We start from the raw sequence: 20727 nt of genomic DNA, 5'->3' as shown, positions 1-20727 counted from the left end.
AATTAAGAGTTTTGTGGAAAATACCTTACATTGGTCTTCGTAATACAGTATTACAGCCCACATGTTATATACGGCGCATGTCTTAAGTGCAGGTTTGTGCCACAAATTGTTGAATTATTGAATGGAGACGGCAGTGCTGAAGCACATTCTAGTGCCTATTAATAAAGCTGGTTGGCCTTTTGTTGGTGGCGCTCTTGCGCTGAGTGTTGGATTTGCTCTGATATGGAAGCCTCTGGCCATTGTTGGGCTAATCATTGCAGCATTCTGTACTTACTTCTTCCGCGATCCGGAAAGACAAACACCTGTGCGTGAAGGACTTGTTGTCAGTCCTGCTGATGGGCATGTCAGCGCAGTTGAGACCGCTGTTCCCCCTGCTGAATTAAACATGGGAACAGAGCCTATGATGCGGGTTTCCGTATTTTTGAGTGTCTTTGATGTTCACGTAAACCGTGTTCCTACAGCGGGTAAAATCACTGAATTGGCTTATCATCACGGCGCGTTTCTAAATGCGGCTCTTGATAAAGCTTCCGAGTTGAACGAGCGGATGTCGGTCAAAATGGAAACAAGTGATGGCAAAGAGATTGCTTTTGTGCAGATCGCAGGCCTGATCGCCCGTCGGATTATTTGTAATCTGACGTTGGATCAGGAAGTAAAAACTGGTGAGCGTTTTGGTCTTATCCGCTTTGGTAGCCGTACCGATATCTACCTCCCGGACGGGGTTGCTCCTCTTGTTTCTGTTGGGCAGCAAATGATTGGTGGCGAAACTGTGATCGCCGATCTTCTGTCCGATGAAGCACAACGCGAAACAGAGGTACGCTAAATGTCTGGTCTCAAGCGCCGTCGTCGACTTCATGGATTTTCTGTAAATCGTCTGATACCAAACGCCATTACGTTGATGGCACTTTGTTCAGGTTTATCTGCAATCCGTGCGGCGCTTGAAAGTAACTGGAAGCTGGCTGTTATCGGTATCGTTGTAGCAATGATCCTTGATGGCTTGGATGGTCCTGTGGCCCGCTTGATGAAGGGAACAAGTGAGTTTGGTGCACAACTTGATTCACTTGCCGACTTTGTAAACTTCGGTGTTGTTCCTTCGTTGGTTATTTATCTCTGGGCAATGGATGGTACGGGCGGGCTTGCCTGGGCTGTATCTCTATTCTTTGCTGTTTGTTGCGGTATGCGGTTGGCCCGATTTAATACCAGTTTGCTGGATGAAAATCCGCCACCGTGGGCGTCCAAGTTTTTCACTGGTATTCCTGCACCCTGCGGCGCGGGACTTGTGCTTATCCCGGTTGTTCTGTCGTTTGAATTGGGCGACGATATTCTTCGTTCTTCTATTTTGAATGGCGTGGTTTTGGTTGCTGTGGGCGCACTTTTTGTCAGTACGATTCCGACCTATTCATCCAAACGCATTCGTATTCCAAGGCGATATGTTGGTCTTGTATTACTAGGCTTTGCTGTTTGCATAATGTTCCTATACAGCACGCCATGGGTGTTCCTAAGTGTTGCTGGTGTTGGATATTTGGTTTCTATCATTCTGGCGCAATTTTCTTATCAGGCAACACGCAAGAAGATGCTGGCCCAAGAAGGTAAAGAGCCAGAAGACACAAACACATCAAGTGGCGATACGACTTCTAAAAAAGAATAAGTTTCAGGCACGTTATGTTTGATGCCTGGATGAGAGCAAAAATTGATCCTCCCCTTGATAAAGTAGGGGAGGTTCTTTCGCGTTCCGGGCTTGGTGCTAATCAAATAACATGGATAGGGTTTATTGGCGGAATGATTGTCATTCCCGCACTCGCCACCCAATCATATTATTTGGCCATAGCAGCCATTGCTTTTAATCGTTTGTGTGACGGCTTGGATGGAGCTGTTGCAAGAAAACAGGGTATCACCGATCTGGGGGGGTATCTTGATATCACGCTGGACTTTATTTTCTATTCTGCAGTTGTTTTTGGCTTTGCCTTGGCAATGCCTGAAGAAAATAGCCTGGCGGCGGCTTTTCTTATTTTTTCCTTTATGGGGACAGGGGCGTCCTTTTTATCTTTTGCAATTGTTGCCGCCAAAAAAAATATATCCACTGATATACGCGGTAAAAAAAGTATTTACTACCTTGGAGGTTTGACCGAGGGTACCGAGACTATTGTGCTTTTTCTTGCTCTATGTCTTTGGCCGGATAAGTTTGCTTTAATGGCATGGACTTTTGGTGGTCTGTGCTGGCTTACGACAAGTTTCAGAATACACGCAGCCTTAAGTCTTTTTGATGATTAGAAAAAAAGCCGGCAATAAGTGCCGGCTTTCTTCTTAAGATAAATAGCTATTCATTTTATTCGGCTGGCATAGCCTTTTCATCATCTGATATCGGTGGGTCAGATGGTGCATTATCCTTCTTAAATTTTGCTTTAATCCTCTTTACAAGATTGCGACTGTTCACCCTTACCATCAAAGAGCAGGGGGTGATCACAAGTGTGAGGATGGTCGCAAAGCAAAGGCCAAATGCAATCGCTGTGGCAAGCTGTGTCCACCATTGGGTAGAAGGGGCACCAACCTGGATTGTTCTGTTGATCAGATCAATATTGGTTGCCAGAACCATTGGCATTAAGCCAAGGATGGTTGTGATTGTTGTCAGCATCACCGGCCTTAGGCGTTGTGCACCTGTACGAATGATTGCCTCTTTTTGATCTTTGAATTTTGTCGAGACATAATCAAAGGTATCAATCAGAACGATATTGTTGTTCACAACAATACCCGCCAGCGCAATCACACCGATCCCTGACATAACAATACCAAAGGGCTGATCCGTAATCAGCAGACCAATCAAGACCCCGATGGTCGACATGATTACAGCGGATAGGATAAGGAAGGCGCTATAAAAACTGTTGAATTGAGTAACAAGGATAATCGCGATCATAAAGAGGGCGACACCAAAAGCTTTTACCAGGAAGTCCTGAGACTCTTTTTGGTCTTGGTTTTCTCCCTTGAATTGGATCGTTACTCTCGGGTCAAGTTCCTGAGATAACATCCATTCTGTTAGCTCTTTGACTTTATCATCCGCGAGTATCCCTGGTGCGATATCTGATTTTACTGTTGCTACCCGTTGACCATCTACGCGGTTGATCACGCCGACTTTCGGGGCGGCTGTACGCGTGATGAAGTTGGATATGGGGATCAAGCCAACATTGGTTTGAATTTTGATTTGATCCAAGTGCTCAATATTCCGGTTGTTCCGGGGGAGGCGCACAACAAGATCAATTTCTTCATCGCTATCATCTGGGCGGTAGCTGCCCAGCTTCATCCCATTGGTGACCATTCGGATGTAACTACCGATCAGGGCAATGTCCGCCCCGAATTTAGCCGCTTGGGCACGGTCAACGTCAATACGCCATTCAATGCCGGGGACGGGTAAACCATCTTCAATATCGACAAAACCGTTTGCTTCTCTTAGATGATTGGCAACTATTGTTGCCCAAGGATACACAAGGCTTGGTTCAACGGATGCAATCTCGATTTGAATTGGCTTGCCCGATGACGGACCTTTGTCTTCTTTTCGGGGCTCAACAGAAATACCACCCAAGACAGCTGTCCTGGTGCGAATATCCGCAAGAATTTCATCAGCTGGGCGACGATTGAACCAATCGGTAAACTCCATCTGGATGTTGCCGATTACGTCTTCAGGCTGATCTTTGTTTGTCGTACTTTCTGCATTTGTGCTGACATAGATATTATGCAGTTCATGCTTTTCATTTTGGAGGTCCAGGACAATTTGTTCGACCTGTTTTACGAGGTGGTCTCGCTCATCAATCGACATGTTGCCCTGCGCACGTACCTGCAAAACGGCATTGTCTGGCTCAATGTCCGGGAAAAACTCGACACCTTTACCAAAATTGCTGTAAAGCATGATGACGCCAATAAGAGACGCAAAAGTCAGGGTTGCAATAGTTCCCGGAATTTTTAAGACCAGATGCATCAGCTTGATATAAAGACCGGTAAAGCCTGTTACAGCGGTTAAGTCCCCAGCTTCAGATGCGGCCAAATTTTCCATGGATTTTTTATCAGCAGCACCACCAGCTTTGCCGATTAAGCCACCAATTGTTGGAACTACAATCAAAGCCATGACCAAAGAAGCACTCAGCGTTGCAATGAGGGTAATAGGCATGAATTTCATAAATTCACCCATAATGCCGGGCCAGAATATGAGAGGGGCAAAAGCGGCGAGTGTCGTCGCAGTAGAGGCTATGATCGGCCATGCCATACGAAGACTTGCTTGTTTGTAAGCTTCTCTTCTGTGCAGGCCTTCGCTCATCTTTCTATCGGCAAACTCAGTGACAACGATCGCCCCATCCACGAGCATACCGACTGATAGGATCAAGCTAAAGAGAACAACAACGTTTACGGTTAAGCCTGCGGCGTGCAGGATCATAATAGATGCAAGGAAAGATCCGGGTATTGCGATACCCACGAGAATGGAAGATCTGAAACCCAGGGCGGCAACAACGACAATCATCACCAAGATGATGGCAGACAAGACGTTATTTTGCAGGTCCTGTAACATGGTACGAATGCCAGTAGATTGATCCTGGCTGTAAGAAACGTCAATTGCATCCGGCCATAGCACCTGCTGCTGGCTTACAACCGCACGTACCTGCTCGATCGTTTCAATAATATTGGTACCCGTCCGTTTTGATATTTCCATGGTCAAAGCGGGTTTGTTATTTACGCGGGCATATTCTGTTGTGTCTTTGAACGTTTTACGCAAAATTCCGATATCTTTTACCCGGACAACGGCATCGCCATTGACCTTTACGGGCATATTCAAAATATCTGTTGTGTCTTCAAACAGACCGGGAACCTGAATAGCAAAACGTCCTTGGCCGGTATCCAGTGATCCGGCGGCAACAACAAGGTTTGATTTGCCAACAGCAGTGATAATATCGTTGGCATCAAGGTTGTAGCTTTCAAGGATAAGAGGATCGACGACAATCTCGATCAATTCATCCCGATCCCCAACCAACTTGGCTTCCAGTACATTAGGAATGGCTTCCAACTTGTTTTGTAAGTCCTTGGCAATGGCAAGCAAAGCTCTTTCAGGTACATCCCCGGACAGATTAACTACAAGAATAGGGAACAGACTGAGATTAACCTCATGTACGGTGGGTTCATCTGCATCATCAGGCAGTTCGGCTTTGGCGATATCGACTTTTTCCCTGACATCTGTCAATGCGAGGTCAATATCGGAGCCAGCCTCGAATTCCATAACGACGTTTCCACCACCCAGAAATGAGCTTGAGCGCATCTCCTTCACACCCTCGATACTGCGAAGCTCTTTTTCCATTGGTTTCAGCAACAGGCGCTCAGCATCAACAGGCGAAATACCTTCGTGGTGCATGCTGACGTAGATGATCGGAATGGTGATGTCTGGGTTATCTTCTTTCGGAATGGTGACGTAAGACACTGCCCCGGCAATAAGAATAAGGATGAGTCCAAGTATTACGGTACGTGACCGTCCTAAGGCGCCTGAGATGATATTTGTCATGACTGAGCTGCTCCGGATGCAGTTTCTTGTGTCTGCTCAGAAGGTATTTCAGGATTTAATTCTTTAAGGGTATCGGCATCAATTGCCTTCACCTCTTGCCCATCTTTGATCAACTCTTGTCCGATAACAACAAAAGTTACCTCTTTCGGCAGACCACCAAGCCACAAGCCGTCGGTTGTGTTTTCAAGAATACTGGCTTCTTTGAACTCAATCTTGTTGTTTTCGCCCAAAGTCTTCACCCCGATAGCGCCATTAGCATTAATCGTGAGAATTCCGGGGGACACTTTATGGGCTTGCATATCGTTAAGTGTAAGTACGGTTTCTGCCGTAATACCATCCGAAATTTTCAGATCAGGGTTGGGAACTGCAACCTCAATACGGAAGGTACGGGTATTTGCATCAGCCATTGAAGCGATATATTTGACCTTACCTTCAACTGTTTGTCCGGTAATTAAACGTACTTTGGCTGTGTGTCCTACAGATATGAAGGGAACCAGCCTTTCACTTACGTCTGAAACAACAAGCATTGTCGACAGATCAACGATGGTGCCGATCTTGTCGCCAACATCAACATATTCACCAATTTCAACAGCGCGACTGTTCAGTACACCTGTAAAGGGGGCAGGGATAAGCGTATTCGAGAGGGCAACTTGTGCGCGTCTTAATTCAGCTTGTGCTGATTCAAGAGCTGCTTTGCTGGCTGCAAGCTTTGTTTCAGCTTTAAAGCCTTTTTGCGAAAGGCGTTTTGCTGCCTTATATTCAATAGCGCGTTGCTCTTTCAGGGCTTTAAACTCTTGTACTTTGGCAGAACGCTCATTGACGTCGAGCTTGGCAATGAGCTTACCCGCTTCAATTGTATCGCCTTTGTCAATTGCGAGATCAATGATCTTGCCGCTGGCTTCGCTTTTTATTTCCACGGTCCGTAAAGCTTCTGTTCTGCCCCGTACAGTCAGGTAGCGCGTATAGGGAACAGCCGTTTGTGTTTGCACGCGCACCGAGGGGGTTTGGGTTTCACGAGAGAGGTTTACCGGGGGCTTTTTAATCTCTGGCTTTCCTGCCTCACCTGCTTCAGAGCCATCTGACAATTGTCCAGATATTACCCAGCCAGCTGTTCCGACGGCGAGTACGAATGCGAGTAAATAGGAAACTTTCATGATGCGTGCCTGTTAGTATCTATCTGCTTGAGATTTATGTCTTTGGTCTTTGTATCGGGAGACGAAGTGCGTGGTGTTTCATGTTGAGACCGGAGTTCAGTAATGAAACGTTCTTTGTTTTCTTCTAAATATGTGAGTGAGTTCTGGTAAACCGTTAGACCTAAACCGTGACAAAGCCGACGCCCGGTGGGCAAGGATGCCGGGTCGCATTGGGTCATGCGTTCTATGGTTTCTTTATAAAAAGAAATTCTTTGATCCAGTAGCTTGATGACCTGTGGTAAGGGCAGAAGCTCGGCAAAATATAGAACAAAGAAAAAATCGGAGGTAAATCTGTCTGGTGTTGGTGGGGCTAAAAGACTTGTAATAAGTGTGTCTTCGCCGCTTTGCGTCAGTTTATACACTTTCTTATCTGGTCTTTTTTCCTGTGCCATCTGGGTACACTCCACGAGGCCCTCTGTGGAAAGACGTCCAAGAGCGGGATAGATGGAACCAAAACTGGCGTCCTGGAAGTGGCTGAAGGCTCCTTCTTTAAACGCTTTCTTGATTTCATATCCACTTGCTTCCCCTTGATACAGGACCGCAAGGCATAGTGTTCTTACATCCATACTGAATAATTACCTGAACTTGTTTTTCTTTTCAGAGGTCAAAAAGACTCGATCTTTTGTAGCTAAAGAGAGTCGCTGACTTATGTAGGTCAGATATACTCCAGTTCAACATATATCAAGCTGATATATGTTATTTATTTTTGACATAGATGTGCTGTGAAACAGAAGAGCTGTAAAAAGAGTGCTTTAGAGGGATCTGAGTGGGATTTATCTAAAATACTCGAAATTGTAATCGGATTTCAGATGAAGTAGTATAGAGAAAAGGATTTGTGTATATGGACTATTCTATACCTCTATCGGGACTACAATATCAGGCACAGCGTCTTTCTGTGTCTGCAAATAATATTGTTAACGCGGGATCGCTTGATTCTTCGCGCCTGCCAGAGCGTGTTCCTTTTGCTCCAAGCAGGCTGGATCCGGTTAGTCGTGCACCTGGTGTTTCCGGAAGCTTGCAGCAGCTTGGTCCCAATGCCCCTTTGTCAGAGCCTGGGCAAAGCGCGGGTTTTGCAGAAGTTTTTTCTGCTACCGGCGTAAATGTAGAGAGAGAACTGGTTGATCAAAAACTGGCCTCTATTGCTTACAAGGCAAATGTAGCAGTAATTAAAACCTTTTCTGAGCTGGATGAGACGCTTCTTGATAGTATCAAGGACTAAGGTAGTACTGAGAATTTATTAAGCTGTATCAGTCTTAAAGCAATTAACCATAAAAAGACTAACGATTGTAGATCGTTAATAAGTCAGGTGTTTTTTGATTGCCGTTTCGGTCAAATTTTATTTATAATTTAGTAAGATTTGTTCTTCATTCTTAGTATTTGTTGCCAGTTTTCTATGAACTAAATACGGAAATTTTTATTTTTTTTCCGTTTGATGATTGAGTGCTCTGAAATCCCATGTCTGTAAAAAAACACAACACAAAGAGTGGTCGTACCAATAAGACCGAGATAAGTGATGATAAACGTCGGTTCCAACGGGTATCAGTACTTTGGTCGGGTGAATATGCAGATGACCAGGGGGCAGACCAGCAGTGTGTTATTTTTGATATTTCTGTCAATGGTGTCCGGGCGAAGTTTGATCAGGCACTCGCAATTGGCACACAATTTGTTTTAAAAATTGCTGGCGGCGTTCAGTTAATGACAGAAGTTGTCTGGTCCAAAGGCCAAACTGTTGGACTGCGATTTAATGATAACCCGGATAAGTTAGCGAGCATTATGGCTGGCGTTCTCCCCAGAAAATGCCTGGAGTTTGTTTAGGGGAACCGCATCGGCAATGCTCATAATATTTCAGCTTCATAAACAGTTCAACAAAGGTGCTTAAACTTCGGAGCACCTTTTTTATTGTCTCATTTTTGAATAAGCGGGCGTAATTCTGCAATAGTGATCGGGGAACTGACTTCTTTAATGACTATCTTGTGTTTTCATTTTTGAATTTTCAGGAGACCGAATCTTGAATTGTTCTCATCTTTGAGTTGTTTAGAAGGGTAGGACATGTGCTTTATGCTATTACTTTTTGGGAAAAGCTGTGAAATTTTATTGCTTTTTTGTGTGCTTTAGTGTTTTATAATGTTTCTTCAGTGGTGCTGAAATGAAAAAGGGAATAATTTTATCTAATTGAATTTAAATACATAATTCTGCAATGTTCATGTATGATTCTTATCTTTTATAAGGTGTGGATTTTGTATACAATTTTATTGTGCTGACCAACTGTAAATTGACTATGCAACTCCAGATGGATAGCTTAAAACCATCCTTATTTGATTAGGTAACTACAACACTAATTAATAATAAAGAGGCGCATCCTGCGCTTATTTGCGACATTTGGGAGGATATCGTGATTAAAAGAGGACTTTTGGCTACTGCGGCTCTCGCTAGTATGCTTACAATGGGTGCTGTTACAGCAGAGGCAAAAACATTTGTCTATTGTTCTGAAGGTAGCCCGGAAGGTTTCACACCTGCTCTATACACATCAGGTACTTCATTTGATGCCAGCTCTCGTAACATCTACAATCGCCTTGTAGAGTTCGAAAGAGGCTCAACCATCATGCAACCAGGTTTGGCTGAATCCTGGGAAGTTTCAGAAGATGGTCTTTCTTACACCTTTAAACTACGTCCAGGTGTAAAGTTCCACACAACAAAATACTTCACACCGTCACGTGAATTGAATGCTGATGACGTACTCTTCAGCTTTAACCGTCAGTGGAAAGCGGACCACCCGTATCACAAAGTATCTGGTGGTACTTACGAATATTTCTCTGGATATGTAAGTTTCCCTGATATTCTGCAAACAATCGAGAAAGTTGACGATCTAACTGTCAAGTTTACTCTGCAGAAGCCAGATGCTGCTTTCATTTCCAAAATCGCTATCGATTTTGCTTCTATTCACTCTGCAGAATATGCTCAGCAGATGATGGATGCAGGTTCACCTGAGAAATTTGACCAAGAGCCAATCGGTACAGGTCCTTTCCAGTTCGTATCTTATCAGAAAGATGCTTTCATCCGCTATCAAGCGAATGAAAACTACTGGTCAGGTCGTGCACCACTAGACAAACTCGTATTTGCAATTACACCTGACGCGCAGGTTGCGTATCAGAAACTAGCTGCTGGCGAGTGTCATCTTGTTCCTTATCCAAACCAGGCTGATCTTGCTGCTATCGAAGCAAACAAAGATCTAACTGTGGATAGCCAGGAAGGCATGAACGTTGGTTATCTTGCGTTCAATACTGAGAAAAAACCATTTGATGACAAGCGTGTTCGTCAGGCTCTTAACTATGCCATGAACAAAGAGTCCATCATCAAAGCTGTTTTCCAAGGCGCTGGTAATGCGGCTAAGAACCCGCTTCCACCAACACTTTGGGGCTACAACGAAGAGATCCAGGATTATCCTTATGATCCTGCAAAAGCGAAAGCTCTCTTGGCTGAAGCTGGTGTAACAGAACTAAGCACAAACATCTGGGCTATGCCTGTGAAACGTCCTTACAACCCGAATGCTCGTCGTATGGCTGAGCTTATTCAGGCTGACTGGGCAAATGTTGGTGTCAATGCTGAGATCGTTTCCATGGAATGGGGTGAGTACCTTTCCCGTTCACAGAAAGGCGATCACGATACAGTACTTCTAGGTTGGACTGCGGATTATCCAGATCCGGATAACTTCCTGTCACTTCTAAACTGTGCATCTGCTAAGTCCGGTGGTAACCGTGCGCGCTGGTGTCACAAAGAATTTGACGATCTTTTCCAGGAAGCTGTGAAAGTATCTGACCCGGAAAAACGTACTCAACTTTATGAGCAGGCTCAGGCTGTCTTCAAAGAAGAAGCTCCTTGGGTAACTGTTGCTCACTCTGTTGTTCACAAAGCTATGAGCAACAAAGTTGTTGATTTCCGTATTGATCCACTTGGTGGTCATGTATTCTACGGCGTTGATTTAGAAGAATAAGAGAAAAATCTTATAGCTAAATATGAAACGGGGGGGGTGTAAACCTTCCCCGCTTTTCTTATAAGCGAAGTCAGGATCGCGATGTTACGCTTTATTATATCAAAGTTGGGTGTTCTTATCCCAACGTTTCTTGGTGTTACTCTGATTGCATTCAGTTTCATCAGGATGTTACCAGGTGACCCAATCGAGCTCCTTGCCGGTGAACGTGGCGTTTCGCCAGAACGGCATGCCCAGCTTATGGCCGATCTCGGATTTGATCGCCCGATTTGGGAACAGTATTTTTCATTCCTTTGGGGAATTCTACAGGGAGACTTCGGTGTCTCCTTTACCAGTCGTACACCAGTTCTCGAAGAGTTCCTGACGCGGTTCCCCGCGACGGTTGAGCTCGCTGGGTGCGCAATCATCTTTGCTGCTTTGATCGGCCTACCAGCCGGTATCATTGCTGCTGTAAAACGTGGATCAGCTTTTGATCATACCTTGATGGGGATTTCCCTGGCCGGGTATTCCATGCCTATTTTCTGGTGGGGACTTTTACTTATTATTCTGTTCTCCAGCCCGGATATGCTGGGATTAACACCGGTGTCAGGTCGTCTGTCAGCATTATTCTGGATTGATCAGGATACAGGTTTCATGCTTATTGATGCCTTTGTCAGTGATGAAAAGGGGGCCTTTAAGTCAGCGGTCTCACATCTTATTTTGCCGACCATTGTTCTGGGTACGATACCGATGGCGATCATTGCACGTCAAACACGGTCTGCGATGCTGGAAGTTCTGGGCGAAGATTATGTGCGTACAGCCAAAGCTAAAGGTCTGTCGCCATTGCGTATTGTTGGCGTTCACGCCCTTCGAAATGCATTGATCACTGTTATTACCGTGATCGGCTTGCAGGTCGGGGTTCTATTGGCTGGTGCTATTCTGACGGAAACAATTTTCTCTTGGCCTGGAATTGGTAAATGGATGATTGATTCTATCTCTCGACGCGATTATTTCGCGGTTCAGGGCGGTATTGTGCTTATAGCATCGATTGTCATGACGGTGAACCTGTTGGTTGACTTCATGTATGGTCTAATCAATCCAAGAATTCTGCATCGGAGGTAATGATGAGCGAAGTTCAAAATACAGCCGAGCAGTCCTCGGTACCTGAACAGATCAGCCCTCTGCGTCAACAGTTCAGAGAGTTCTGGTTCTATTTTTCGGAAAACAAAGGTGCCGTTGTTGGCCTGTTTTTCTTCCTGTTTATCGTTTTTATTGCTCTTTTCGCTGATCTGATCGCACCACATTCGCCGGATCAGCAAAATCGCGATTTCATTCTGATCCCGCCGTTTTGGCAGGATGGTGGAAGTATTGAGTTCCTGTTGGGAACGGATGCGGTTGGGCGTGATCTACTCTCGCGTCTGATGCACGGATCTCGCTTCTCACTGTTTGCCGGATGTATTGTGATTGTTATCAGCCTGACATTCGGTGTTTTGCTTGGTTTGTCCGCCGGATATTTCAGAGGCTTCTACGAAGTCATTGTTATGCGGGTTATGGATGTGATCTTGTCTATCCCAAGCTTGCTGATGGCGTTGGTTCTTGTCGCTATGCTTGGCCCTGGCCTTAGAAATGCGATGATTGCGATTTCGATTACTTATTTGCCGCATTATGTTCGTCTCGCGCGTGCTTCTGCTGTGGCTGAATCTGCTCGGGATTATGTGACCGCAAGTAAAGTTGCGGGTGCAGGTACGATGCGATTGATGCTTGTAACAATTCTGCCAAACTGTATGGCACCATTGATTGTTCAGGCTTCGTTGAGTTTCTCGACTGCTATTCTTGATACGGCAGCACTAGGCTTCTTGGGTATGGGTGCGCAACCACCTGCATCCGAGTGGGGGACAATGCTTGCCGAAGCGCGTGAATTTATTCTCAGTGCATGGTGGGTTGTTACCTTCCCTGGTATTGCAATTTTGTTGACCGTCCTGGCTATTAACCTGATGGGTGATGGTCTGCGTGATGCCCTTGATCCTAAGATGAAGAGGTCTTGATCCCATGAGTTTATTGGATATTAAAAATCTCTCTGTCGAATTTCAGACTGCACATGGTTTGTTTCGAGCTGTTGATGGTGTTGATCTTGAAATTGATCAGGGGGAAATGGTCGCGATTGTTGGTGAGTCCGGATCGGGTAAATCCGTTTCCATGCTTGCTTTGATGGGCCTGTTGCCGTGGACGGCGAACATTACAGCTGATCGCATGCTCTTCGATGGAATTGATTTGTTATCAATTTCCAAAAAAGAGCGCCGCCAAATCATTGGAAAAGATATTTCCATGATTTTTCAGGAGCCAATGACCAGCCTTAACCCTTGTTTTACCGTTGGTTATCAGATCATGGAAGTGATCAAGGAGCATTTGGGCGGTACCAAGAAAGAGCTGGAAAAAAGAGCTATTGAACTTTTGGGCTTGGTTGGTATTCCGGCACCGGAAACCAGATTGCGGGCTTTTCCCCATCAGATGTCTGGTGGTATGAACCAGCGTGTGATGATCGCAATGATGATTGCCTGTAACCCACGTTTGTTGATTGCTGATGAGCCAACAACGGCTTTGGATGTGACAATTCAGGCTCAGATCCTTGAGCTACTGGGTGAATTGCAAAAAGAAAAAGGCATGGCCTTGGTTCTGATTACCCACGATATGGGGGTTGTCGCTGAAACTGCTGAAGTTGTGAATGTTCAGTATGCAGGCCAACAGGTGGAACGCCAGGATGTCGTTGGTTTGTTTGATAAACCACAGCACCCTTATACCTATGCTTTGCTTAATGCTTTGCCAGAACGTGCGACAAGTAAGCGTTTACCATCAATTCCAGGCGTTGTTCCTGGTCTATTAGACAGGCCAACGGGATGTCTTTTCAATCCGCGGTGTCAGTTTGCAACGGATAAATGCAGAAAAGAAGCACCTGATCACGCCAGTAAGGTTCTGTGCCATTATCCATTGGTTGATGGTAAACCAACCAATAATCATCCCGGTGTTTCTGCTTCGGATGTCTCTGTTTCAGGGGGAGCTGTATAATGGGTGCTGAAACTGTATTGAAAGCCGATAACCTCAAACGTTATTACGAGGTTAAAGGTGGTATGTTCTCCAAGGGCGGTACCGTTAAAGCACTTGATGGAGCAACCTTTAAGCTTGAGGCCGGTAAAACACTTGCCGTTGTTGGTGAATCCGGTTGTGGTAAATCCACACTGGCGCGTTTGGTTACATTGATTGAAAAACCAACGCAGGGTGAGTTGGTTCTCGGTGGAATGGACATTGCTTCAGCCCACAGCAAAGAAGACATGATTACGCTGCGCCAGATGGTGCAGATTGTCTTTCAAGATCCTTACGGTTCTTTGAACCCGCGTCAGAAGATCAGCGATATTCTGGCCGAGCCTTTGAAAATCAATACCAAGATGTCAGCTTCTGAAAGACGGGAAGAAGTGCTTTCAATGATGTCACGTGTTGGTCTTCGTCCTGAACAGGCTGATCGCTATCCCCATATGTTCTCTGGTGGTCAGCGACAGCGTATTGCGGTTGCTCGTGCCTTGATGCTACGTCCCAAGATTGTGATCTTGGATGAGCCCGTTTCTGCGTTGGATGTTTCTATTCAGGCACAGGTGTTGAATTTGCTGACTGATCTGCAGGAAGAAATGGATCTTGCCTATCTCTTCATCTCGCATGATCTGTCTGTTGTTAAGCATATCGCTGATGATGTTCTGGTGATGTATCTTGGGCAACCTGTGGAACATGGAACACGGGATGAAATCTTCAGTAATCCTCAACATCCATATACACGGGCCTTGCTGTCTGCGACACCTGTCGCTGATCCGAACAGAAAGAAAGACCGTATCAAGTTGGTCGGGGAGCTTCCTTCTCCTTTGAACCCGCCATCAGGCTGTTCTTTCCACCCGCGCTGTCCGCTTGCGAATGACCGCTGCGAGGCAGAGCGCCCTGTTTTGGCATCAACCAGCAGTGCTCTTGTATCTTGCCATGCTGTGGAGGAGGGGCGTAGTTAAATATCGCTCAAGTCTTCACGTTATAGAAAATGCGCTCAACTCTGTTGGGCGCATTTTTTTATTTTGGCTTCTTATTTTAGATATTTTAATTAATATATTCTCTTTTTGATTGAAAATCATTAACTGAATTTCGTTTAAATAGTGCTTTGTTTGTGCTACTAGCTTAACTCACAGAGTTTGGTTGGGAGTGAAGTATGCTCGCTGAAGATAGCTATTGTTCGACAGAATCGTTATGGAAACGTGCCGAAGAGGTTGTCCGGGAAGATTATTTCGAACTGGGTGTGCTAATGCAAAAGCTTGGTAGCCCCAAGCCTGTTCTTATCTGGAATCAATCTCCTGAAAATCTACCAGGGGAACAGTTAGAATATTTTTTCAAGTGGTGGCATCAGTCTCGGGGGCAGAATTTTGCGGCTTCACCGGATGCTGTTGATCCCTTGGAATTACGCTCAGTATTGGGCTACCTGGCTGTCTTGGATATTATTGATGGTGGCGAAGACTTCAAATATCGTTTGTACGGATCTGCCATCATGAATGAACCGGGTAAAGACCTGACCGGGTTGTTGCTTTCAGACATATGGACACCACTCAGAGCTTTTTTTGCGGTCACTTATCGGGCAGTTGTCCTGCGAAAAGAGCCTCTTTATACACAGCATATACCTCATCATTCTCTTAAGATGCAGACGTGGGATCGATTGATCTTACCCCTAAGTAATCAACATGATGAAGTAGAACGCCTGATTGTCGCAATCGTACCTAATTTTTCTGACGATGCTTCTACTAAGGATGATCATTAAATCCTTAATGCACAGGCATCTATGTTCAATTTATCCGGTCCCCTCCCGGTGAAAATAGATGATAGTGTTCTTGCGAGGCGTCGAAAGAGATTTTTTCACCCGTTCGAATGGCAGTTATCCCATTGAGCCTGGCGACGGCTTGTTCTTTGGTTTCTGAATCAAAATAGATATAGGTGTCTGACCCAAGTTGCTCGGTACTTGTGACAATGCCTTTGATTGCGCCTTCATCAGACGGTGTCATATGTTCAGGGCGAATGCCAAGATGTAATTCGTTGTTAGGTTCAATATCTTTATTGACCATCAAGTTACTGGATGAGCCGATTAGGTTAATCTTGGTCTCGCCTGGGTGGCCCTCGGTAATTGATGCTGGAAACAGGTTCATTTTCGGCGAACCAATAAACTCTGCGACAAAAGTATTTGCCGGTTTTGTGTAAAGGTCGAGAGGTGAACCAACTTGTGCAATTTCCCCGTTATTGAGAATCACAATTCGGTCCGCCAGGGTCATTGCTTCGACCTGATCATGGGTGACATAAATCATTGTGGCTTCGAGTTGCTTGTGTAACTTCGCAAGTTCTATGCGCATTTCTAATCGTAAAGCTGCATCCAGATTGGAGAGGGGTTCATCAAGTAAAATAACCTTTGGATCCCGTGCAAGTGCACGTCCTATGGCAACACGTTGACGTTGTCCGCCGGAAATTTGACCGGGCTTCCTATCAAGGAATTTTTCAAGACGAAGGATTGAAGCAATTTCCTGTACCTTCTTCTCGATTATTTCTTTTGGTTGGTTTCCCAACCGAAGAGGAAAGCCAATGTTTTCAGCGAGTGTCATGTGTGGATAAAGCGCATATGATTGAAAAACCATTGCGATATCACGTTCGGATGCTGGGAGTTGATCTGCACGCCGATCTTGGATCCAAAACTCACCCGAACTTATTTCTTCCAAGCCTGCGATCATACGTAGCAGGGTAGATTTCCCGCAACCAGAAGGTCCGACAAAAACAACAAATTCACCGGGTTTGATGTCCAGATTTATATCGCGAATAACCTGGATCTCACCGAAACTTTTATTAATATTTTTAAGAGATAGCGCGGTCATACTGCTTGTTTCCTTTTTTTGAAAATCTTTTGTGCAGATCTTTGGTCGGGATAGTCTTTTAAACCGACATCCTGACTGCCGGGATAACATCTCGGATGTGAAGAAATCGCGTGTCTTGCCGTATCAACAGCGACTTGGAGGCATGTTTCTATTGATTGTGATCTTGCATAAGCCGCAAGGAACCCTGCGTTAAAGGAATCCCCGGCTCCGATTGTATCCTTGACGATAGTTTCATCTGATTTTTTAATCAGAGGAGGAGAACCAAGTCTGTCAACTCTTGCGCCATCCTTTCCCAGTTTGGTGACAAACAAGGAATTTGGGGACATTTTTTTCAGGATAAATTGATAATCAAGTGAAGTTGTTTCAGACGATAGAGACCTTTCTCCAGATAAAAGACCCTGGGCTTCTGCTTCATTGAGCAAAACAATATCTGTATAGGGGATCCAGCTTAGAACTTCTGCCCGCATGCTTTTAGTCCAACCATCTGTTGGCCATGCCGTATCTAATGCTATTAACCCGCCCTTGGATTTAACAAACTCAAATATTTTAATCAGCGCGGGGCGGATTGTTGGCATAAGGGATGTACCAACAAATAAAACAATAACATTATTGAGATCCATTCCGGCGAGTTTGTTCTGTAGCTCTAGCGGCTGAAACTGGGCGACATGGCCGGGTGTACTAAAAAAGGTACGTTCGCCATCCGGATGGGTGATGCCAACAGTTAAAGCAGTGTCGACAGAATCAATGATCCAGTCATCAACCAGATCAGGGTATTGCTTCATAAGCCAATCGCCAAAGAGGTCGTTACCGATGTTGACGACCATGCGATGGCGAATGCCTAATGCCGTTAGCGCTTTTGCAGTGATGCCTGCGCCACCACCTTCACGAAGGTTTGCATCGGGGAGTATGACTTCGGTTCCTGGTATGGGCCAAGGAGCCTGTGGCCCCATGATCAGGTCAACATTTACTGTTCCGACTGTAACAATCTCTGGGTTTTTTAAGTTATTTTTGGGGTTAGGTGCTTCTATCATCCCTTAACGCTCCCGCTCATCAACCCGGATACGAGTGATTTTTGTAAGAAATATGCCATTGATACTGGCGGGATAGTGGCCAGAATGCCTGCGGCAGAAATAAGGCCATAGTCGGCTACGCGTCCGGCAGCAAAGTCTGCGATGGCAACCGGAAGGGTCTTGGCCCGGATATCGTTTGTAAACAATAGGGCGTAGAAAAATTCGTCCCAGGCCATCAGAACAGCCATTAATGCAGCAGCGCCAAGTGCCGGCTTCGCAATGGGAAGCGTAATATGCCAGATAATCTGAAGGCGGTTAGCACCATCTATGAGAGGGGCTTCATCCAGATCTATTGGGATGGCATCAAAATTACTTTTCAACAGCCATGTGGTGAAAGGAACCAGAATGCCGCAATAAACAGCAATCAGGGCAATATGGGTATTGAGAAGTCCGAGAGATGCCATGGCGGAATAGAGGGGTAAGACAAGGGCGACAGGCGGCATCATGAAGGTCGCGATGGCAACAAATAACAGACTCTTCCTGCGTTTACCGGGAAGTCTGGAAAGACTATATGCTGCTGGAATCGCGACGCAAAGGGACAGGAAGGTTGCGGACAGGGCGACAATCAAACTGTTACGAAGGGCATAGAGGAAAGATTCTGCGCTAGTACTGTCAACGTCACCAATCAGCTTGATGTAGTTTTCAAAAGAAATGTCTTCGGGTATCCATTGTAAAGGGAGTGTGGTCAGGTCTTTTGTGGAGCTGACGCTCATGATAAACAGCCATAATACAGGGCAGAGAAGAATAAGTCCGAGCGTAATCGCTGAACTATAAACGATGATGGTTTGTGTTTTGCTTGGTTGGATCATGCTGTATTTCCCTGTTTTTTGATAAGCCATAGATAGGTGGCTATCAGAACGGCACTTATCAGAACAACGATGAGTGCATAGGAGGCACCGGAACCAATACGCATGTAAGCGAAGGCTTCTTGATAGACGTGAAAACTAACTGTTTTGGTACTGTTTGCCGGGCCACCGCGGGTCATGACATAGATGATATCGAACACTTTAAATGCTTCGATTGTGCGTAGGACGAGCGCAACAGAGACGGGGGCGATAATTGCTGGAAAGACAACAGTCCAAAAGCGCTGCCAAGCATTTGCCCCATCAAGAGTAGCGGCTTCGATCAAGTCTTTTGAAATTGTTTGCAGGGCAGCAAGCGTGATGAGCGCGACCAGTGGAAAGTTCTTCCAGATATCTGCAACCGCAACCATCCAAAGCGCGAGATCGGGATCGCCTAACCAGCTTTGATATTCTGCCATGAGGCCAATCTGGGTGAGAAGGGCGTTAAGCGCCCCAAAGTCAGGTCCGTAAATCAGTCGCCACATCATTGCATTGACCACAGTCGGAAGGGCCAATGGAAGGATCAAAAGTGCTCGTAACAGAGTTCGCCCTTTGAATGTCTGGTTTAATAATAAGGCGACGAGCACGCCGATGACAATTTCAGCAGAGACGGAAACTGATACAAAATAAGCGGTGTTTTCTATTGAATCCAAAAATTTCGTATTACCGAGTGCTTTCAGATAATTTTTAAAACCAACCCATCTGTCCGTTGTTGCCGGGGATGCAAGATGAGCAGCAGTAAAGCTGTAATAAACCGTTTTTATCAGGGGGTATCCGACTACCCCGATGATGATTGTCATCATCGGGGTCAGTAGGAGCCACGCAGTTGTGGCTTTGGGAAAACGCACCATAGAACTTAACTACTCTAGTCGAGATCTGCAGCGACATCAGCAGCTTCGTTCAAAGCATCTGCTGGTGTTTTGGAACCAAGTAGTGCTTCCTGGATTGCAACCTGCAGGGCAGATGACATTTCCTGATAGGACGCTTTTGTCGGGCGTGGATACATTGCGGCCAAGCCAACTTTAGCGGCTTTTAATAGTTCTTCCTGCCCTTTTGTGACTGCTGGGTTCTCGTAGGAAGATTTCCATACAGGCAGGCTTAATTTTGCAAAGTCTTCCTGAACTGGTTTGGATGACAGGTGTTGAATATATTTCCATGCCAGTTCTTTGTGTTTACTCTTTGATGTAATACCGAGGCCCATAGATCCGTTCACCGCAGATGCAGAACTAATGCCTTTTGCACCTGGTGCTGGCGCAATACCCACATGACCTGCGACAGATGATTCTTTTGGATCATTTGCAAGGTTATACATATAAGTCCAATTCACCGCGAAGGCCGCTTGTCCGCTAGAAAAAGTGCGGCGAACATCTTCTTCTGAATATTCACGTGAGTTTGGGTTTGTCAGGCCAAGTTTGATTGTATCGACCATGTATTCCAAAGCTTTGAGACCACCACCTTGTTGGAAGACAGGCTTACCATCTGCATCCAAGAACTCGCCGCCCATTGCAGAAAGGAAAGTTGCGTAATCGCAGATTACTGCTTCTGATTGCGACCAGCTCCAGACCAAGGGATAGTCCACGATACCCTTGTCTTTGATCAATTGTGCCTGAGTAGTGAGTTCGGACCAGCTAACTGGCGGTTTTGATATGCCAGCTTCCTTTAGCATTTTTTCATTGTAAAAAAGGTACTTGGTATCAACGATCCAAGGCATACCGTAATATTTTCCACCGTATTCAACCGTGGTCCAGGCGCCTTCGAGAATTTCTTCTTTTGTGGCTGAGTCAATTTTATCGCTGACATCAGTCAGTAGACCGTATTGTGCAAATTCAGCGGGCCAGATGACATCAAAGAGAACAACGTCATAGCCTTCGGTAGCATTATGAGAGAGAACAATTTTATCGTGGAGTGCTTCGTAGGGCACAAATTCCATTTTAACATCAACACTTGGGTTTGCCTTTTCAAAGGCTTCCGTCATGTTTTCAATGTCTTGTTCGCTATACGCTGCTTGCGCCATAAAAAGGGCACTGAGCTGGGTTTTTTCTGCATTAGCCGGTGATGCCGTTACAAGAGCACCAAGAGCTGCTGCCATAAGTAATTTACTTTTCTTCATAGTAACCTCCCTGTTTCAAGGTTGTTGCCACAAAAGCGGGTTCGCTAAAGTTTGTAGTTTTTATTTGTCTGTGGCAGTTTGA

19 protein-coding genes are annotated in these 20727 nt (G+C 45.5%); 11 read left to right on the top strand and 8 right to left on the bottom strand.

Features of this window, described 5'->3' with window-relative positions; translation table 11 throughout:
* Positions 1 to 121: 121 nt before the first annotated feature.
* From BKB51_RS09055 to BKB51_RS09045, 3 genes are read left to right on the top strand one after another with little or no spacing between them, the layout of a single operon-like run.
* The gene (locus BKB51_RS09055; RefSeq protein WP_085900758.1) at positions 122 to 820 is read left to right on the top strand and encodes a phosphatidylserine decarboxylase; all 699 of its coding nucleotides are present in this window, start codon (positions 122 to 124) and stop codon (positions 818 to 820) included.
* On the top strand, positions 821 to 1645 hold the full coding sequence (locus tag BKB51_RS09050; RefSeq protein WP_085900757.1) for a CDP-alcohol phosphatidyltransferase family protein: 825 nt from the start codon (positions 821 to 823) through the stop codon (positions 1643 to 1645).
* Between the two features lie 14 nt (positions 1646 to 1659).
* Positions 1660 to 2268 (top strand): CDP-alcohol phosphatidyltransferase family protein, encoded by a 609-nt coding sequence (locus BKB51_RS09045; protein ID WP_085900756.1) that lies wholly within the window; start codon positions 1660 to 1662, stop codon positions 2266 to 2268.
* Between the two features lie 55 nt (positions 2269 to 2323).
* Here BKB51_RS09045 and BKB51_RS09040 read toward each other — a convergent pair whose 3' ends face one another.
* Genes BKB51_RS09040 through BKB51_RS09030 form a run of 3 tightly spaced genes read right to left on the bottom strand, consistent with a single transcriptional unit; the run spans position 2324 to position 7289 of the window.
* Positions 2324 to 5530: an efflux RND transporter permease subunit gene (locus BKB51_RS09040; protein WP_085900755.1), complete on the bottom strand. Its 3207-nt coding sequence runs from the start codon at positions 5528 to 5530 to the stop codon at positions 2324 to 2326.
* Positions 5527 to 6684 carry an efflux RND transporter periplasmic adaptor subunit gene (locus BKB51_RS09035; protein ID WP_085900754.1) on the bottom strand — a complete coding sequence of 386 codons (1158 nt, stop codon included), beginning with the start codon at positions 6682 to 6684 and terminating at the stop codon, positions 5527 to 5529. The genes BKB51_RS09040 and BKB51_RS09035 overlap by 4 nt, the downstream gene beginning before the upstream one ends.
* Complete coding sequence (locus BKB51_RS09030; protein WP_085900753.1) at positions 6681 to 7289, bottom strand: PadR family transcriptional regulator; 609 nt, start codon at positions 7287 to 7289, stop codon at positions 6681 to 6683. Before BKB51_RS09030 ends, BKB51_RS09035 begins: the two co-directional genes overlap by 4 nt.
* 275 nt (positions 7290 to 7564) lie before the next feature.
* On the opposite strand from BKB51_RS09030, the gene BKB51_RS09025 reads away from it, so the two are divergent.
* The 8 genes from BKB51_RS09025 (at position 7565) to BKB51_RS08990 (ending at position 15527) form a co-directional block, all read left to right on the top strand.
* A complete protein-coding gene (locus tag BKB51_RS09025; protein ID WP_085900752.1) occupies positions 7565 to 7942 on the top strand; it encodes a flagellar basal body rod protein FlgC in 378 nt (125 codons plus the stop codon).
* A gap of 236 nt (positions 7943 to 8178) precedes the next feature.
* Positions 8179 to 8538, top strand: a complete 360-nt coding sequence (locus BKB51_RS09020; protein WP_085900751.1) for a PilZ domain-containing protein — start codon at positions 8179 to 8181, stop codon at positions 8536 to 8538.
* Positions 8539 to 9157: 619 nt separating this feature from the next.
* Positions 9158 to 10714 carry an ABC transporter substrate-binding protein gene (locus tag BKB51_RS09015; protein WP_179188001.1) on the top strand — a complete coding sequence of 519 codons (1557 nt, stop codon included), beginning with the start codon at positions 9158 to 9160 and terminating at the stop codon, positions 10712 to 10714.
* Between the two features lie 81 nt (positions 10715 to 10795).
* On the top strand, positions 10796 to 11812 hold the full coding sequence (locus BKB51_RS09010; RefSeq protein WP_085900750.1) for an ABC transporter permease subunit: 1017 nt from the start codon (positions 10796 to 10798) through the stop codon (positions 11810 to 11812).
* Positions 11813 to 11814: 2 nt separating this feature from the next.
* Positions 11815 to 12735, top strand: coding sequence for an ABC transporter permease subunit (locus BKB51_RS09005; RefSeq protein ID WP_085900749.1), 921 nt, complete (start codon positions 11815 to 11817; stop codon positions 12733 to 12735).
* A 4-nt stretch (positions 12736 to 12739) separates the two neighbouring features.
* Positions 12740 to 13753 (top strand): ABC transporter ATP-binding protein, encoded by a 1014-nt coding sequence (locus tag BKB51_RS09000; RefSeq protein ID WP_085900748.1) that lies wholly within the window; start codon positions 12740 to 12742, stop codon positions 13751 to 13753.
* Positions 13753 to 14733 carry a dipeptide ABC transporter ATP-binding protein gene (locus tag BKB51_RS08995; RefSeq protein WP_085900747.1) on the top strand — a complete coding sequence of 327 codons (981 nt, stop codon included), beginning with the start codon at positions 13753 to 13755 and terminating at the stop codon, positions 14731 to 14733. Before BKB51_RS09000 ends, BKB51_RS08995 begins: the two co-directional genes overlap by 1 nt.
* Before the next feature lie 194 nt (positions 14734 to 14927).
* Complete coding sequence (locus BKB51_RS08990) at positions 14928 to 15527, top strand: PAS domain-containing protein (RefSeq protein WP_085900746.1); 600 nt, start codon at positions 14928 to 14930, stop codon at positions 15525 to 15527.
* Between the two features lie 25 nt (positions 15528 to 15552).
* Here BKB51_RS08990 and BKB51_RS08985 read toward each other — a convergent pair whose 3' ends face one another.
* From BKB51_RS08985 to BKB51_RS08965, 5 genes are read right to left on the bottom strand one after another with little or no spacing between them, the layout of a single operon-like run.
* Positions 15553 to 16623 (bottom strand): ABC transporter ATP-binding protein, encoded by a 1071-nt coding sequence (locus BKB51_RS08985; protein ID WP_085900745.1) that lies wholly within the window; start codon positions 16621 to 16623, stop codon positions 15553 to 15555.
* Positions 16620 to 17654: a carbohydrate kinase family protein gene (locus BKB51_RS08980; RefSeq protein ID WP_085900744.1), complete on the bottom strand. Its 1035-nt coding sequence runs from the start codon at positions 17652 to 17654 to the stop codon at positions 16620 to 16622. Before BKB51_RS08980 ends, BKB51_RS08985 begins: the two co-directional genes overlap by 4 nt.
* A complete protein-coding gene (locus BKB51_RS08975; protein WP_085900743.1) occupies positions 17651 to 18502 on the bottom strand; it encodes a carbohydrate ABC transporter permease in 852 nt (283 codons plus the stop codon). Before BKB51_RS08975 ends, BKB51_RS08980 begins: the two co-directional genes overlap by 4 nt.
* On the bottom strand, positions 18499 to 19386 hold the full coding sequence (locus BKB51_RS08970; RefSeq protein WP_218043988.1) for a carbohydrate ABC transporter permease: 888 nt from the start codon (positions 19384 to 19386) through the stop codon (positions 18499 to 18501). The genes BKB51_RS08975 and BKB51_RS08970 overlap by 4 nt, the downstream gene beginning before the upstream one ends.
* 14 nt (positions 19387 to 19400) lie before the next feature.
* Positions 19401 to 20645 carry an extracellular solute-binding protein gene (locus BKB51_RS08965; protein WP_085900742.1) on the bottom strand — a complete coding sequence of 415 codons (1245 nt, stop codon included), beginning with the start codon at positions 20643 to 20645 and terminating at the stop codon, positions 19401 to 19403.
* Between the last annotated feature and the right edge of the window lie 82 nt (positions 20646 to 20727).

It is taken from the genome of Kiloniella majae, assembly GCF_002118315.1.
Taxonomy (GTDB): Bacteria; Pseudomonadota; Alphaproteobacteria; order Kiloniellales; family Kiloniellaceae; genus Kiloniella; species Kiloniella majae.
Note: the sequence above shows the minus strand (reverse complement) of the source record. Positions and strands in the feature narration are given on the sequence as shown.